This is a genomic window from Mixta calida (assembly GCF_002953215.1).
In the GTDB taxonomy this organism is placed as follows: Bacteria; Pseudomonadota; Gammaproteobacteria; order Enterobacterales; family Enterobacteriaceae; genus Mixta; species Mixta calida.
Window position 1 is genome coordinate 2,091,817 of sequence record NZ_CP026378.1, and the last position, 15,295, is coordinate 2,107,111.

Sequence of the window (15,295 nt, forward strand, 5' to 3'; positions counted from 1 at the left end):
CTCGTTCGCTCAAAGAAACATCTGTTGGGGCGTTTATTGGGAAAAAATAAATGAAAACAGGCAGATTTAATTGATTTTATCTTCGGTGAAAGGCAGATTTTATCGTTATTTTCAATTGGAATTTTTAGCGATTGCGTTTACCGCAAAATAAAAAAAAGCGCCCGTAGGCGCTTTTTCATCATGGCTGTAATTATTTACAGTACATGAACAGATGCGGTATTTGTCGTACCACTTGGCACCAGCGCGCCGGAAACCATTACTACGACGTCGCCTTTTTGCGCATAGCCGCTTTCCAGCGCGATTTCTTTACCAATACGGTAGAAATCGTCGGTAGAGGCGATTTCATTCACGACGCGCGCTTCAATGCCTTTGCTCAGCAGCAGCTGACGCGCGGTGATTTGATTGGTAGTCAGAGCCAGAATGGTGGCGTCCGGGAAATATTTACGTACGGACTTCGCCGATTTGCCGCCTTCGGTGGCGACGACGATCAGCGGCGCTTCCAGTTTCTCAGCGGTCTCTACCGCGCCGCGGCATACCGCTTCGGTGATCCGCAGCTTGCGGCTGTCGTTCAGCGAATCGATGCGGGATTTCATTACGCGATCGGTACGTTCGCAGATGGTCGCCATAATGGTGACCGACTCCAGCGGATATTTCCCTTTGGCGCTTTCGCCAGAGAGCATGACCGCATCGGTGCCGTCCAGAATGGCGTTCGCCACGTCGCCGGCTTCAGCGCGGGTAGGGCGGGGGTTTTGATCATAGAATCCAGCATCTGAGTGGCGGTAATCACCACCTTACGCGCTTTATTACATTTCTTGATCATCATCTTCTGCGCGAAAATCACTTCTTCTACCGGGATTTCCACGCCAAGGTCGCCGCGGGCGACCATGATGCCGTCAGAGGCGTCCAGGATCTCATCAAAGTTGTTGAGGCCTTCCTGGTTCTCGATTTTAGAGATGATCTGAATGTGTTCGCCGCCGTGCTTTTTCAGGTGCTCACGGATTTCCAGCACGTCAGAGCGTTTACGGATAAAGGAAGCGGCAACGAAGTCGACGCCTTGCTCGCAACCGAAAATCAGGTCGCGTTTGTCTTTTTCCGCCAGCGCCGGCAGCTGGATGGAAACGCCCGGCAGGTTAACGCCTTTGTTTTCGCCCAGGTCGCCGTTGTTCAGCACCTTACAGACAACGCTGTTTTCGGTGACTTCGGTCACTTCCATACCGATCAGGCCATCATCAACCAGTACGGTATTGCCGATTTTCAGGTCGGCGGCGAAGCCTGCGTAGGTTACCGCTACGCGCTCGCTGTTGCCGATCACTGACTGATCGGTGGTGAAGGTAAAAGTCTGACCCGCTTTCAGCGACACGTCATTGCCGCCTTCCAGTTTCATGGTGCGGATTTCAGGGCCTTTGGTATCCAGCAGAATCGCCGCCTGACGACCGGTTTTCTCCATAACCGCGCGGATATTGGCGATACGACGACCGTGTTCTTCGTAATCGCCGTGGGAAAAGTTAAGACGCATAACGTTCATGCCCGCTTCCAGCAGGTTGGTCAGCATCTCTTCGGATTCAGTTTTAGGGCCGATAGTACAAACGATCTTGGTCTTTTTCATGACAAGTTATCTGTAAGTTGTGATGGATGATAAAGGTTTGAGGTCGATGCCTGGCGCACCGGGGAAATATTCATGCTCAGCGAGCGGACTGCGATACAAACTAAGAATAGGTGACAGATATGAAGCGTGCAGAGGAAGTTGTGCGGTGATGTTCCATGGCCCGCGGGGGCGAGTTGCGCAACCTGTTGTGAGTGTAGGTAAGGGCACGTCAATTGGCTGAAACCATTCAAGTGAAACACCGGCCATAGTATAGACGCTAAGTATACGAAAACCAATCAAAAAGCATAAAGACAGGCGGGGCGAGATCAAGGAAAAGCCTGTTGCCGCAACCGCGTAGAGACGATGCAGGTTGGTGGGACCCTGACAGCGCGCACTTTATCAGCGGGGCGTCATTTGCCGTTGACGCGCGGCGAAACGCGGAAAAGGTGCGGCTGAGCCGGATGCGTATTTGTCTTAAAAGCGAGTGTCGACGTCGGCTGGCAAGTAATCGGGCCTCGGCATCGCCTGGCAGAAAAAAGCGTGGTAAGCGACGACACAAGAAACAAAAGGATTTAAAGGAGCGAAACGTAAGGAGATACAGAAGAGAGTGGTGCGTTCTAATGGACTCGAACCATCGACCCCCACCATGTCAAGGTGGTGCTCTAACCAACTGAGCTAAGAACGCATCGAAAAACTGTTTGGTGCGTCCGAGTGGACTCGAACCACCGACCCCCACCATGTCAAGGTGGTGCTCTAACCAACTGAGCTACGGACGCACTTTGGTGCGTTCTAATGGACTCGAACCATCGACCCCCACCATGTCAAGGTGGTGCTCTAACCAACTGAGCTAAGAACGCATCTGCCGTCTTGGGTGACAGCGGGGACGAATATTAGCGACACTGTTCACCGCTGGCAAGTGGAAACATGCAAATTTCTGCGCAACTGCCCAGCATCTGTGCGACCCGCCGTTTTTTTAAGCGCGGCGGGCCTTTAACTTCAGCGCGAGGCGTGTTGCAGAATCCGCTCAGCCGGCAATCTTTGCAATCGACGTATACGCCAGATCATCATTATGGCGGCGGAGGTCAGCCCCAGAATAAAACCGCACCAGAAACCGGCTGGCCCCATTGCCGGCACCAGCCAGTCGGTTAACGCCAGCAGATAGCCGCTCGGCAGGCCAATCACCCAGTAGGCGACCAGGGTAATGAAGAAAATCGAGCGGGTATCTTTATAGCCGCGCAGAATGCCGCTGCCGATCACCTGAATCGAATCGGAAAACTGATAAACCGCCGCCAGCAGCATCAGTTGCGCCGCCAGCGCGACCACCTGCGGGTTATCGTTGTAAAGCAGGGCGATCTGCTCGCGGAAGGTGACGGTAAACAGCGCAGTGCAGGCCGCCATCATAATCCCGACGCCCTGACCGGTCCAGGCGGCGACCTTCGCCGCCTCCACCGATCTCTGGCCGAGGCGAAAGCCGACCCGAATGGTGGTCGCCACGCCGAGCGACAGCGGCAGTACGAACATCAGCGAACTGAAGTTCAGCGCGATCTGGTGACCGGCGACGTCGACGATGCCCAGCGGCGACACCAGCAGGGCGACGACGGCGAACAGCGTCACTTCGAAAAAGAGCGCCAGCGCTACCGGCAGGCCGAGCAGCGTCAGGCGCTTAAGCACCGTCCAGTCGGGCGCGCTGAAGTAGCCCGGCAAGGTGATGTCGCGCATCGAACGCGCCCGTTTGATCCACAGGCGCATCACGATAAACATCACCCAGTAGACCGACGCTGTCGCCACGCCGCAGCCGACGCCGCCCAGCGCCGGCATGCCGAAATGGCCATAGATAAAGATGTAGTTAACCGGAATATTGACCAGCAGACCGATAAAGCCCATCACCATGCCGGGTTTGGTTTTTGACAGGCCTTCGCACTGATTGCGCGCCACCTGAAAAAAGAGATAGCCTGGCGCGCCCCATAACAGCGCGCGCAGATAGCCGACCGCTTTATCGGTCAGCGCCGGATCGATATTGTGCATGGCGCGGATCATATAGCCGGCGTTCCACAGCACCGCCATAATCAGCACCGCCACCAGCGCGGCAAGCCAGTAAGCCTGACGCACCTGCCGGGCGATGCGATCGCGCCGCCCGGAGCCGTTGAGCTGCGCCACCACCGGCGTCAGCGCCAGTATCAAACCGTGGCCGAATAAAATTGCGGGCAGCCACACCGAGGTGCCCACTGCGACGGCTGCCATATCCGTGGCGCTCACCGCGCCGGCCATAATGGTATCAACAAAGCCCATCGCCGTTTGCGCAACCTGCGCCAGGATAACGGGAATAGCCAGCGCTAAGAGCTGCCGCGCTTCTGTCAGATACTTCTGCACGTAAACACCTTTTTATGGTTATAAGAATGAATAAGCGTTCGCCCTGACGGGCAGGATAATAAAGAGTAGAAGAGACGCTTGTTGCTGGCGAAAGATCATAGCGGCAACGCGGCCGCAAAGAAACCGCATTTTATAGCTCCCCACCGCGGGCTCTTCATCTGTTAGCTTGCCTGGTCTGCAACGGAGAGTATGTTAATATCAGCAAAAACAGACTGAGGCTAACTTATGTTTACCGGAATTGTGCAGGGCACCGCAGAAGTGGTCGCCATTGAAGAGAAAACCAACTTTCGCACCCATATCGTTAAAATGCCGCCAGCGTTATTGCCGGGCCTGGAGCTGGGCGCATCGGTGGCGCATAACGGCTGCTGCCTGACCGTAACGGAAATTAACGGCGACCGCGTCAGTTTCGATCTGGTAAAAGAGACGCTGCGCATTACTAATCTTGGCGATTTGCAGCCGGGCGACGTGGTGAATATTGAACGCGCGGCGAAATTCAGCGATGAAATCGGCGGACATTTAATGTCCGGCCATATTATGACCACCGCGGAGATCTGTAAGATAATAAACGCGGAAAATAACCGTGAAATCTGGTTTAAGCCGCAGGACAGCTCGCTGTTGAAATATATCCTGCATAAAGGTTTTATCGGCATTGACGGCATCAGCCTGACCGTCGGCGACGTGACGAAAACCAAATTCTGCGTACATTTAATTCCCGAAACGCTGGCGCGCACTACGCTCGGCGCGAAAAAGCTGGGACATCGCGTCAATATTGAGATCGATCCGCATACCCAGGCGATTGTCGATACCGTTGAACGCGTACTGGCGCAGCGCGAAGCGGCCCAGGCTGCGAGTAGGGCTGACGACGCCACCGACGCGGACGCGTAACGCCAGACGAAAAAAAAAACAGGCAATCGGATTGCCTGTTTTTTTATGCATTGCGCAGAGGCTGGCAATTAGTGCGGCACGCGCAGGCCGCCTTCCACGCCACGGCTAAAGACCACCTGCCAGAGCTGAATATCGCGCGCGCGGAAGGCCCCGGCACAGGCGTTCAGATAATAGGTGAACATACGCTTAAAGCGCTCGCCATATTTCGCTTCCAGCTGCGGCCAGGCCTGTAGAAAACGCTCATACCACGCCATCAGCGTCGTATCGTAATCGGCGCCGAAATTGTGCCAGTCTTCCATAATAAAGTGAGGTTCGCTGGCTACGGCGATATGGCGCACCGACGGCAGGCAGCCGTTGGGGAAAATATATTTATCGATCCAGGGATCGACGTTCATATCGGTTTTTATCGCGCCGATGGTATGCAGCAGGAACAGGCCGTCAGGCTTGAGGTTGCGGTCGACCACGTCGAAATAGGTGGCGTAGTTTTTAGGGCCGACGTGCTCGAACATGCCTACCGAAACGATACGGTCATACTGATCGTTCAGGTCGCGGTAATCCTGCAACAAAATATTGACGTCCAGCCCTTCGCAGCGCTGCTGCGCCATTTTTTGCTGTTCCGCGGAGATGGTGACGCCATCCACCGTTACGCCGTAATGACGTGCGGCGAACTCCGCAAGGCCGCCCCAACCGCAGCCGATATCAAGCAGACGCATACCCGGCTTCAGCTGCAGCTTTTCGCAAATCATTTTTAGCTTAGCCTGTTGCGCGTCTTCCAGCGTGCCTGCTTCTTTCCAATAGGCGCAGGAATATTGCATGAAGGGATCAAGCATAAGCGAAAAAAGATCGTTGCCTAAATCGTAATGCTCTTTGCCTACCATCCAGGCGCGTTTTTTTGACTGCAGATTAGTCAGACGCGCGGCGGCGATGCGTAAAGTATCTTTGAAATGATGAGGGAGCTGTTGATCCAGTTTGTGCTTCAGCACGCGATGAAAAAACATATCAAGCCGGTCGCATTCCCACCAGCCATCCATGTAACTCTCGCCCAGACCGAGGGATCCCTCCTGTAAGACGCGTTTAAAAAAGTCAGGGTTTTTCACCTGAATATCCCAGGGGCGATTGCCATTGACTTCGATATCAGCCACTTCCAACATCTCATGGGCGATACGATACCAATGGTTTTCCTCCAGGTTCACTTCTTCTATGCACGATGAACTCATAGCTTCTCCATCACCTGTGTGATACGAACCTGAGAAACAGAATAGTCAATTTCTACAGGGTTGTGAGAAATCTCACGGAAAACCGTGTGCCAGATATCCGACGTTTAACAGAGGATTGAAACTGAATGAACAGGCCGGTCAGACGGGCCCGTAATAAAGCGGACCGACCCGACCGGAAAAACGCACTGGTTATTATAAGTAACTGCCTTGCAAGGAGTATATGCTCACGGCAGGGAATATACAACGGCTAACAGTTAGTGTGCTAACCAATCACTGCGCGCGGTGGCGCACAGGTGTATGCGTTCAGGCCGCGTTTTCTGATTCCGTCTGCGCCTCGCGCGTCAGCTGCAGAAAATAGCCCAGCACGGCAAGCAGTACGGTAAACAGCATCACTGCGCTGGTGGTCAGCAACGGATGGCTGAGCCAGCCGGAAACGGCCAGGCTGGCGAAAAAGCAGAGGCCCAGTTGCAGGCAGTTCTGCAGCGCGGCGGCCTTGCCGGTATCCTGCGGGAACGGCAGCAGCGCGTTCGCCACCACAATAGGGTAAATGGCGCCGTTGGCCAGCGCCATGCCGCAGAACGGCGCCAGCAGGCCCCACAGCGTCGCTTTTCCGCTCATCGCCACCATAAACAGCGACACGACGCTGATTGCATAGAAGATCAGCAGCGCAGGCAACAGCGTCCTGCCGCTGCGACGCTGCAACGCGGTGCGACAGCCGAATCCGCCCGCCAGAAAAGCGACGGTTTGCGGCATATAGCTCAGGCCAATATCCGCCGGACTTAAACCGAGATCGTGCAGGATAAAGGGTGAGCCGGTCAGCCAGGCGAAAAAGCTGGCGGAGCAGGCGGCATAGATCAGTACGTTGCCGCCGTAGACGCGCGAGGTCAGCATGGTGAAAAAGCCGGCGCGCGGACGCGAATCGTGCGCGGCCGCCGCCGGCGCTTTTTTCAGCCTGGCTGTAGCGAACAGTAGTGGCAGGGTCACCAGCAGCAGCGTCAGGAAAATAGCCCGCCATGAAAAGTGGCTCAGCACCCAGGCGCCCAGCAACGGCGCCAGCGCCGGAGAAAGCGCGACCAGCGGCATAATGGTGGCGAACACGCGGTTAGCCTGCGCGCCGCGATAGCGATCGACCACCAGCGCCTGCCAGCTTACCGTGGCGGAACAGACGCCCACCGCCTGGATAAAGCGCAAGGTCAACATCTGCCAGGTCTCATTCGCCCACAGCATGCCCGCACAGCCGAGGGCAAACAGCGCCAGGCCGAACAGCAGGACCGGCTTACGGCCGAAGCGGTCGGAAAGGGGGCCCCATATCAGCTGCGCGCAGGCGAAGCCGCCAAGAAATACCGTCAGGCTGGCGCTGATGACGCCTGCGGAGGTGTGGAAGCTTTCCTGCATGGCGGTGAACGCCGGCAGATACATATCAGTGGCGAGAAAACCCAGCGTACTGAGCAGCGCCAGATAAAGCATAAATCCTTTTGAACCAGACATCTCTTTCTCATTAATTAGCAGGTGAACAGACGGCGCGAGGGTAAAGGATGTTTTTCTGAATGTGAAACGCTAAAATTTGCCGGTTGATTTCAAAATTTTTGCAGGCAAAAAATGTGGTCAGAACATGCCCTTGAAGTGGTCGACGCCGTCGCCCGCACCGGCAGCTTTTCCGCTGCCGCCGCGGAGCTGCATCGCGTGCCTTCCGCCATCAGCTATACCGTGCGCCAGCTGGAGTCCTGGCTGGCGGTGCCGCTGTTTGAACGTCGTCATCGCGATGTGGTATTAACCGAGGCGGGCGAGCTTTTTATTCGTGAAGGCCGCGCTGTTATCAAAAAAATGCTCGCCACGCGTCGGCAGTGTCAGCAGGTGGCGAACGGCTGGCGCGGCCAGCTGAGCATCGCCGTCGATCGCATTGTAAAACCGCAGCGCACGCGTCAGCTGGTGCTCGATTTTTATCGCCATTTTCCCGATATGGAACTGTTAATCACCCCGGAGGTGTTTAACGGCGTCTGGGACGCGCTGGCGGACGGGCGTGTCGATGTGGCAATCGGCGCGACGCAGGCTATCCCCGTCGGCGGCCGCTTCGCCTTCCGTGATATGGGCGCGCTCAACTGGCGCTGCGTGGTTAACGCCAGCCATCCGCTGGCCGCAGCGACCGGCGGCCTGCAGGATGATGATATCCGTCCCTGGCCTTCACTGGTGCTGGAGGATACCTCGCGCGCGCTGCCGCGCCGCACCACCTGGACACTGGATAATCAGCGACGGCTGGTGGTGCCTGACTGGGAGAGCGCTTTCGACTGCCTGCGCGCCGGTCTCTGCGTTGGCATGGTGCCCGGCCATTTCGCCGCGCCGCTGCTGGCGACGCAGGAACTGACGGAGTTGCCGCTGCCGGTGCCTTTTCCCGACAGCCACTGCTGCGTCAGCTGGTCGGAACAGAGCGGTTCGCCGGCGCTGAGCTGGCTGCTGGATTATCTGGGCGATACGGAGACGCTGAATCGGGAGTGGCTGCGTGAGGAAGAGAGCACTCAGGATAGCGCATTATCCTGAGCGGCAAGGCAAAGGTCGCGGCAGGGATAAGCCGCGATGACGTAAAGCATTAACGACGATAGTCGCGGAACGGGCCGTCAGCCACCGAGCGGCGTTCAATAAGCGTCGGATGCACCTCAATCGTTTGCGATTCTTCGCGCTTATTGATAATGCGATCCAGCAGCATATCGAAGGCGGTTTCGCCTAGTTGCTCTTTCGGCTGATGAACGGTTGTCAGCGCTGGCGTAAAATAGCGCGCGTTGCGCACGTTATCATAACCGATCACCGAAATATCCTGCGGCACGCGCAGGCCCATCTCATCCGCCGCACAAATAGCGCCCATCGCCATAATGTCGCCGCCGCAGAAGACGGCGGTAGGGCGTTGCTTCTGCGCCAGGATCTGCTGCATGGCGCGGTAGCCCGACTCCGGCTCGAAATCGCCCTGCACGATCCACTCTTCGCGCACCGGTATATTCGCCTCGTTCAGCGCCTTCATAAAGCCGGCAAGACGGCCGCCGCCGGTGTTGCGCTCCATCTGTCCGGGAATCACGCCGATATCGCGATGGCCGCGTTCAATCAGATAGCGGCCTGCGATGTAGCCGCCTTCAAAAGCGTTATCCAGCACGGTATCGGTAAAGTCGCCGCGCGACTCGCCCCAGTCCATCACCACCATCGGGATATTGCGGTTCTCCTCAAGCATCTTCAGCAGCGCTTCAGGATATTCAGAACACATTACCAGCAGACCGTCGACGCGCTTTTGCGCCATCATCGACAGATATGCCTGCTGCTTTTGCAGATCGTTATGGGCGTTGCCCAGAATCAGGGTATAGCCGCGGGCGAAGCAGCGCGTTTCCACCGCTTCGATGATTTCCGCAAAATAGGGCGCTTCGCTGGAGGTCGCCAGCAGGCCGATCGACTTGGTGTGGTTCACCTTCAGGCTGCGCGCGACCGCGCTGGGCGAATAGTGTAGTTCTTTGATGGCCGCCCACACCGCCTCGCGCGTCTCTTCCGCGACAAAGCGGGTTTTATTGATGACGTGTGACACCGTCGTCGTAGACACGCCGGCACGCTTCGCGACATCTTTGATTGTTGCCATTAAAAAGATACTCCTGCGCTTATCATAAGGGTTTGATAAGGCTAATGTTAAACGTTTGCGTCCTCGCGGCCTGCTTCAGCGTGCTTATCCATTGTCATTGTGCTGGCTGAGATACGTCTGGCAGGCGGGACGTCTTTAAAAAAGGGCCAACAGCGACGGTTTGCCGGTGTTGCGCAACGCAAGGCGGGGATTCTATCAAGCTGACGCAAAGAAAACGAGATTTTTACCGGTGAGTATGGGAAAATCTATACCGTTATTGTTTGTGTGGTTAAAGGAGAGGCCGGGTGAGCACCGATTTAAAGCTGTCGTTAAGCACCACTGTCGCAGCATTGCTGATGATCATCGCTTTCAGCTTAACCGCTGTCATGCATTGATCGGATGATGCGTATAAAAAAAGCCTGTCGCAAGACAGGCTTTTTTGTTGCGCAACGCGCTTAGCGGATGGTTTTTGGCGTCATTACGCGACGCGCGCCGACATAATGGCGCTCCCAGTAATCATCGCTGAGCTGGCTGATTTGAATATCTTTACCGGTGCGCGGCGACTGAATAAAACGACCGTTGCCAAGATAAACGCCAACGTGATCGGCGGCGCCGCGGTTATTAATGCGGAAAAAGACCAGATCGCCTTTTTCCAGCGACTGACGGTTGACCGGCGCGGCGTCACGCAAGTGATACATCTCATTGGCGGTGCGGGGAATTTTAAATTTCACCACATCCTTATAGGCGTACCAGACCAGACCGCTGCAGTCGAAGCCGGTGTGAGGCGAGGTGCCGCCCCACAGGTAAGGTTTGCCCAGCTGACCCATCAGCTTGTTCATCGCCGTTTCACGCGCTTTCTGATAACGCTCGCGGTGCGCCTTACTCATTTCGAGCGGGCCACGGGCCTTGGTCTGCTTTTTATCGCCGCGCTGATGGCCATAGCGCGCCTTCGCCGTCCTGGCCATACTTTTTTTCTTTGCGCTGTTCTCTTTTGCCGTTTTAACCGGTGAGCGGCCTTTTTTCGTGGTTAACGCTGGGGATACCGCGACGGTTGCCGTTTTGCCTTTCTTTTTGACTTTGCTTTTTTCCGCCGTCGCCGTACGCGTTTTTTTACTGGTGGTTTTTAAGGGGCGACGCTTGCGCCGTTCATCTTCACGGGCGCTTTTCTTATCAATCTTATGCTGACTGGCCTTAACCGGCGCCTGCGGAGAGGCCTGCGCAACGTTAAAGAACAGCTGAGCAAAAGCCAGCATAAAAAGCGTAATCAATAAACGCATAGTGTGGTTACAGTAATAGCGCGATAACGGCGCGAAGTTGATCCTATTTCTGCCATAAGGCAGACCCCTGAAGGCCGATTCTAATCTAACTTTTTCCGAAAAGATAAAGCCTTTTGCAATTGAATGGCCTTTAATTGCATAAAGATGTAAAAATAAACCGAAACAGGCGCTTATCTCGACAGAATTATTACTATTTATTAATCGCCGGGCGTAATGATGAAGAAGCGGACGTTATTTTATCAGCAGCATTTGGCATAATGCGCTAAATCATTTATCCCTACAGAAAATGTCGTTTTCAGTGACCCGCTACAGTCGCTACAATCAATAGACACGAAGCAAGCTATTTAAGGAAGGCAATTATGAGTACTGTTGAAAAAATTCAGCGCCAGATCGCAGAAAACCCGATCCTGCTGTACATGAAAGGCTCGCCGAAGCTGCCAAGCTGTGGTTTTTCTGCTCAGACGGTTCAGGCTCTCTCTGCCTGCGGCGAGCGCTTCGCCTATGTGGATATCCTGCAAAACCCGGATATCCGCGCTGAACTGCCTAAATATGCCAACTGGCCGACCTTCCCGCAGTTGTGGGTGGATGGCGAACTGGTCGGCGGCTGCGATATCGTTGTCGAAATGTTCCAGCGCGGCGAGCTGCAAACGCTGATCAAAGAGACGGCGGAAAAATATAAAGCGGCGGAATAAGTTTTAGCCAGCTGCTAAAAAATAAAAGGGCGCATCGGCGCCCTTTTTTACTGGCGTGCGGCGGCTACTCCTCCAGCTTCAGCGCTTCTTCGACCGGCTCCTCATCTTCTACCGGCAGCGGCGGCCAGCCGCCTAAACGTTTCCAGCGGTTCACCAGCTCGCAAAAAAGTTCTGCGGTGCGCTCGGTATCGTAAAGCGCAGAGTGCGCCTGACTGGCGTCAAAGGCGATGCCGGCCGCTTTACAGGCTTTCGCCAGCACCGTCTGGCCGACGACCAGGCCGCTAAGCGCCGCGGTGTCGAAAGTGGCGAAGGGGTGAAACGGGTTACGCTTCAGACCAGCGCGTTCGGCGGCGGCCATCATAAAGCTGTGATCGAAGTTGGCATTATGCGCCACCATAATGGCGCGATTGCAGCCGCGATCCTTCAGCCCTTTGCGCACCTGCTTAAAAATTTCATGCAGCGCGTCATATTCGCTGACGGCGCCGCGCAGGGGATTATGGGGATCGATGCCGTTGAACGCCAGCGCCTCCGGTTGCAGAACCGCGCCTTCGAAAGGCTCGACGTGAAAATGCAGGGTCTGGTCAAGCTGCAGCCAGCCTTCTTCATCCATTTTCAACGTGACGGCGGCGATTTCCAGCAGCGCATCGGTCTTCGCATTGAACCCGGCGGTTTCCACATCAATCACCACCGGATAAAAGCCGCGAAAGCGGTCGGATAAGGCGTTCAGTTGTTTCGGTTCAGACATCAGGATCTCATTGGCGAAAAAATGCAGCGCGCATTATGGCAAATTTCGTCGCCGCTTGCAGCAGCGCAAAAAAGAAGGGCGCCCGCAGGCGCCCTGAAACTTAGTGGCCGAGGCCTTGTCCGGCCTGCTTGTTTTCAATCAGCTCGATTTTGTAGCCGTCCGGGTCTTCCACGAAAGCGATAACGGTGGTGCCGCCTTTTACAGGGCCCGCTTCACGCGTCACGTTGCCGCCCGCCTGGCGAATTTTTTCGCAGGTCGCCGCAACATCGTCCACGCCCAGCGCGATATGGCCGTAAGCGTTGCCGAGGTCGTACTTATCCACGCCCCAGTTGTAGGTCAGTTCGATGACCGCGCCTTCGCTTTCGTCGGTATAACCTACAAACGCCAGGCTGTATTTGTACTCCTGGTTTTCGCTTTCACGCAGCAGACGCATGCCGAGAACACGCGTATAAAAATCGAGGGAGCGCTGCATATCGCCAACGCGCAGCATAGTGTGAAGTAAGCGCATAATATTCTCCAAAAGGGTGTCATCATCCGATGACGGTCAAAAAAGCTTAGTATAGCCGCCGATTTGCAACGGCACTGCCGCCAGGTTGAGTAGACCAGTCGACTTGAAATGGGCGTTTTTATTTAACGCGCCGCCAACAGCTGCAAAATTGCCTGTAGCGCCTGGGTTAACGCGCTGCCGTCGCGACGGATTTTGCTTTGCAAGCTGGCGCCCAGCCAGAGCGAGTAGAGCGTTTGAGCCATTACCTCCGGCGTCCAGCCTGGCTGAAGCTCGCCCTGCGCAGCGGCCTGGCGCAGCGTGCTCGTTAGAATCGCTATCTGCGCGGCGGCGCCATGCGCCAGCGTTAGTCTCATCTCCTCTGAGAGATCGCAGACTTCCGCAGAGATTTTTACGGCCAGACAGTTTTCGATATGGCCCGTCGCGCGAAAGCGCTGCTCCGCCTGCTGGTAATAGTCCAGTAGCTTCTGGCGCGGCGCCGACGGCCGATCATCAAACCAGCTCTGCATCGCGTGGCTTACGCTACTGAAGTAACGCTCCAGCATCGCCACGCCAAAGGCTTCCTTCGAACGAAAATAGTGATAAAACGATCCTTTCGGCACGCCCGCCTGACTTAACAGCTCGCTCAGGCCCATGCCGGTAAAGCCGCGCTGTAAACAAAGCTGCTCGCCGGTGGCGAGCAGCTGTTCGCGGGTATCATGTCGTGTCGTTTTATTCATGTCCCTCAGGGTAATAGACCAGTTGGTCTAATGCAACCCTAATGCGCCTGGCAGCGTTTCAACAGGTCAAGGCCTGGCTTATAGACCGAGGTCTGGATATTCATCATGCCCAGCAGAGTATGGAACACGTTATCCTGCGACACCTCATCCTGCTGCGCGCGCTGGCGCATACAGCTCTCGTTAACGCCGAAGGTGTGAGCGTAATCGGGTGAAAGCCACATCAGGAACGGTATATGCGTCTGCTGGCTCGGCGCAAACAGCCAGGGCGCGCCGTGCAGATACATGCCGCGCTCGCCCAGCGATTCGCCGTGATCGGAGAGATAGATCAGCGCTACGTTAAAGCGATCGCTATAGCGTTTCAGCAGATCAATCGTGTCGCTCACCATCGAATCGGTATAGAGCAGCGTATTATCATAGGTGTTGACCAGCGCCTGATGATCGCAATCCTGAATCTGGTTGCTGTCGCAGGTCGGCGTAAACTGACGCATCGCCGGCGGATAGCGCCGATAGTAAGCGGGGCCATGGCTGCCCATCTGATGCAGCACAATCACCGAATCATCCTTCACGCTGTCGATGTAGTTTGACAGACGGTGCAGCAGCACGTCATCCAGACAGTAGTCGCTCTGACAATACTCTTTCAGCTTCCACTGCGTCATATCGGTGTGCGGAATACGGTTACAGGCGCCTTTACAGCCGCCATCGTTTTCACGCCACATCACATTGACGCCGGCATGCGCCAGCACATCCATTAACCCTTCCTGATGGCGCGCCAGATTCGCGTCATAATCGGCGCGCGTCATGCCTGAGAACATGCAGGGCACGGAAACCGCCGTTTCGGTCCCGCAGGACGTGGCGTGCTGATAGTAGATCACCTGCTGCTGCTTCAGCTTCGGGTTGGTCTCGCGCGCATAGCCGCCGAGAGAGAAATTTTCCGCGCGCGCCGTTTCGCCCAGCACAAACACCACCAGCGTTTTTTTCTGCGCCGCCTTAATCAGCGGGCCCTTTTGCGCATCCTGCCCGATACGCACCAGCTCTTTACTGCCCTGCAGCCAGCGGTTATCGACATAGTGAATGACTCCGCTGACCACGTTGGGCGGCGTCACCATTTTCACCAGGCCTTTGTTATTACGGAACAGCGAGGCGTAATCCTTATACATCAGCGCCGCTATCAGCAGAATCATCAGCAGGGAGCCGATGCACCACAGCGCGCGCATCGCCAGCGCAAACCACCAGGGACGCGTCTGCCTGACGCTTACCATAAGAATGATGAGGGAAGGCAGTACGCCCATCAACAGCATCCACAGTATATAGCGAGGGCTGAGCAGGGCGGTCGCCTCTTGCAGGTCCGTTTCGAAAACGTTTTGCACCATATTGGTGTCGATAACGGTGCCGAAACTGTACATAAAATAGTTCGCCCCCGCGCCGCACAGTAGCAAAATAATTAACAGCGGCTTACCTATCCACGGCAACACCAGCAGATTAAACACCAGCATAAAGGCGCAAAACAGCACCAGCGGAATCGTGGCGATAAACAGATAATCATGTAGATGGCTCAGCGGCGTTCGTTCGGCGGCGCGTACGATAAACATGCCGTTTAGAATAAAGGTGAAAAACAGCGCGCAGCCGGTCAGAAACAGGGATTCACTACAGCGTATTTTTTTCAGTCGTTGCATAATTAATTAAAATTAAAGGATTTCTTTGTAGCTTAGCT

Annotated in this window: 13 protein-coding genes, 3 tRNA genes and 1 pseudogene; 4 read left to right on the forward strand and 13 right to left on the reverse strand. The window is 55.5% G+C overall.

Annotated features, from left to right (window positions below; all coding sequences use genetic code 11):
* Positions 1-194 precede the first annotated feature (194 nt).
* The 5 genes and pseudogenes from pykF to mdtK all read right to left on the reverse strand — a co-directional run bounded on the left by pykF (position 195) and on the right by mdtK (position 3,955).
* Positions 195-1,606: pseudogene (gene pykF, locus C2E16_RS09905) on the reverse strand (pyruvate kinase PykF).
* A 587-nt stretch (positions 1,607-2,193) separates the two neighbouring features.
* Positions 2,194-2,270 (reverse strand) — tRNA-Val (locus tag C2E16_RS09910).
* Between the two features lie 14 nt (positions 2,271-2,284).
* Positions 2,285-2,361, reverse strand: a tRNA-Val gene (locus C2E16_RS09915).
* A gap of 4 nt (positions 2,362-2,365) precedes the next feature.
* Positions 2,366-2,442: transfer RNA gene (locus tag C2E16_RS09920), tRNA-Val, on the reverse strand.
* A gap of 139 nt (positions 2,443-2,581) precedes the next feature.
* A complete protein-coding gene (gene mdtK, locus C2E16_RS09925) occupies positions 2,582-3,955 on the reverse strand; it encodes an MdtK family multidrug efflux MATE transporter (RefSeq protein ID WP_038626309.1) in 1,374 nt (457 codons plus the stop codon).
* Between the two features lie 225 nt (positions 3,956-4,180).
* On the opposite strand from mdtK, the gene C2E16_RS09930 reads away from it, so the two are divergent.
* On the forward strand, positions 4,181-4,840 hold the full coding sequence (locus tag C2E16_RS09930) for a riboflavin synthase (RefSeq protein WP_038626307.1): 660 nt from the start codon (positions 4,181-4,183) through the stop codon (positions 4,838-4,840).
* A 68-nt stretch (positions 4,841-4,908) separates the two neighbouring features.
* Here C2E16_RS09930 and cfa read toward each other — a convergent pair whose 3' ends face one another.
* Both cfa and punC read right to left on the reverse strand, forming a co-directional pair.
* On the reverse strand, positions 4,909-6,057 hold the full coding sequence (gene cfa, locus C2E16_RS09935; protein WP_038626305.1) for a cyclopropane fatty acyl phospholipid synthase: 1,149 nt from the start codon (positions 6,055-6,057) through the stop codon (positions 4,909-4,911).
* 303 nt (positions 6,058-6,360) lie between these two features.
* Positions 6,361-7,545 (reverse strand): purine nucleoside transporter PunC, encoded by a 1,185-nt coding sequence (punC, locus tag C2E16_RS09940; protein ID WP_038626303.1) that lies wholly within the window; start codon positions 7,543-7,545, stop codon positions 6,361-6,363.
* A gap of 111 nt (positions 7,546-7,656) precedes the next feature.
* Between punC and punR the strand changes: the two genes are divergently transcribed.
* Complete coding sequence (punR, locus tag C2E16_RS09945) at positions 7,657-8,592, forward strand: DNA-binding transcriptional activator PunR (RefSeq protein WP_038626301.1); 936 nt, start codon at positions 7,657-7,659, stop codon at positions 8,590-8,592.
* A 49-nt stretch (positions 8,593-8,641) separates the two neighbouring features.
* Here punR and purR read toward each other — a convergent pair whose 3' ends face one another.
* Positions 8,642-9,667 carry an HTH-type transcriptional repressor PurR gene (purR, locus tag C2E16_RS09950; RefSeq protein WP_038626300.1) on the reverse strand — a complete coding sequence of 342 codons (1,026 nt, stop codon included), beginning with the start codon at positions 9,665-9,667 and terminating at the stop codon, positions 8,642-8,644.
* A gap of 284 nt (positions 9,668-9,951) precedes the next feature.
* On the opposite strand from purR, the gene cydH reads away from it, so the two are divergent.
* On the forward strand, positions 9,952-10,041 hold the full coding sequence (gene cydH / locus C2E16_RS21410; RefSeq protein ID WP_103790931.1) for a cytochrome bd-I oxidase subunit CydH: 90 nt from the start codon (positions 9,952-9,954) through the stop codon (positions 10,039-10,041).
* Positions 10,042-10,101: 60 nt separating this feature from the next.
* Here the strand turns inward: cydH and C2E16_RS09960 are convergent, their stop codons facing one another.
* Positions 10,102-10,923, reverse strand: a complete 822-nt coding sequence (locus C2E16_RS09960) for a C40 family peptidase (protein WP_038626298.1) — start codon at positions 10,921-10,923, stop codon at positions 10,102-10,104.
* Positions 10,924-11,279: 356 nt separating this feature from the next.
* On the opposite strand from C2E16_RS09960, the gene C2E16_RS09965 reads away from it, so the two are divergent.
* Positions 11,280-11,615 carry a Grx4 family monothiol glutaredoxin gene (locus C2E16_RS09965; RefSeq protein ID WP_174705330.1) on the forward strand — a complete coding sequence of 112 codons (336 nt, stop codon included), beginning with the start codon at positions 11,280-11,282 and terminating at the stop codon, positions 11,613-11,615.
* Positions 11,616-11,679: 64 nt separating this feature from the next.
* Here C2E16_RS09965 and rnt read toward each other — a convergent pair whose 3' ends face one another.
* The 4 genes from rnt to eptA form a co-directional block, all read right to left on the reverse strand.
* Positions 11,680-12,360 carry a ribonuclease T gene (gene rnt / locus C2E16_RS09970; protein ID WP_038626294.1) on the reverse strand — a complete coding sequence of 227 codons (681 nt, stop codon included), beginning with the start codon at positions 12,358-12,360 and terminating at the stop codon, positions 11,680-11,682.
* Between the two features lie 100 nt (positions 12,361-12,460).
* Entirely contained in the window at positions 12,461-12,868 is a 408-nt protein-coding gene (gene gloA, locus C2E16_RS09975; protein WP_038626292.1) for a lactoylglutathione lyase, read from the reverse strand.
* 122 nt (positions 12,869-12,990) lie between these two features.
* Positions 12,991-13,584, reverse strand: coding sequence for a TetR/AcrR family transcriptional regulator (locus C2E16_RS09980; RefSeq protein WP_038626291.1), 594 nt, complete (start codon positions 13,582-13,584; stop codon positions 12,991-12,993).
* A 38-nt stretch (positions 13,585-13,622) separates the two neighbouring features.
* On the reverse strand, positions 13,623-15,257 hold the full coding sequence (gene eptA / locus C2E16_RS09985) for a phosphoethanolamine transferase EptA (RefSeq protein WP_084971204.1): 1,635 nt from the start codon (positions 15,255-15,257) through the stop codon (positions 13,623-13,625).
* Between the last annotated feature and the right edge of the window lie 38 nt (positions 15,258-15,295).

What these genes read in the sequence shown, in the direction of transcription:
- C2E16_RS09930 (WP_038626307.1), top strand. Translation starts at nt 4,181, where the DNA reads ATGTTTACCGGAATTGTGCAGGGCACCGCAGAAGTGGTCGCCATTGAA.
- C2E16_RS09960 (WP_038626298.1), bottom strand. Translation starts at nt 10,923, where the DNA reads ATGCGTTTATTGATTACGCTTTTTATGCTGGCTTTTGCTCAGCTGTTC.
- purR (WP_038626300.1), bottom strand. Translation starts at nt 9,667, where the DNA reads ATGGCAACAATCAAAGATGTCGCGAAGCGTGCCGGCGTGTCTACGACG.
- rnt (WP_038626294.1), bottom strand. Translation starts at nt 12,360, where the DNA reads ATGTCTGAACCGAAACAACTGAACGCCTTATCCGACCGCTTTCGCGGC.
- C2E16_RS09980 (WP_038626291.1), bottom strand. Translation starts at nt 13,584, where the DNA reads ATGAATAAAACGACACGACATGATACCCGCGAACAGCTGCTCGCCACC.
- cfa (WP_038626305.1), bottom strand. Translation starts at nt 6,057, where the DNA reads ATGAGTTCATCGTGCATAGAAGAAGTGAACCTGGAGGAAAACCATTGG.
- eptA (WP_084971204.1), bottom strand. Translation starts at nt 15,257, where the DNA reads ATGCAACGACTGAAAAAAATACGCTGTAGTGAATCCCTGTTTCTGACC.
- gloA (WP_038626292.1), bottom strand. Translation starts at nt 12,868, where the DNA reads ATGCGCTTACTTCACACTATGCTGCGCGTTGGCGATATGCAGCGCTCC.
- punC (WP_038626303.1), bottom strand. Translation starts at nt 7,545, where the DNA reads ATGTCTGGTTCAAAAGGATTTATGCTTTATCTGGCGCTGCTCAGTACG.
- punR (WP_038626301.1), top strand. Translation starts at nt 7,657, where the DNA reads ATGTGGTCAGAACATGCCCTTGAAGTGGTCGACGCCGTCGCCCGCACC.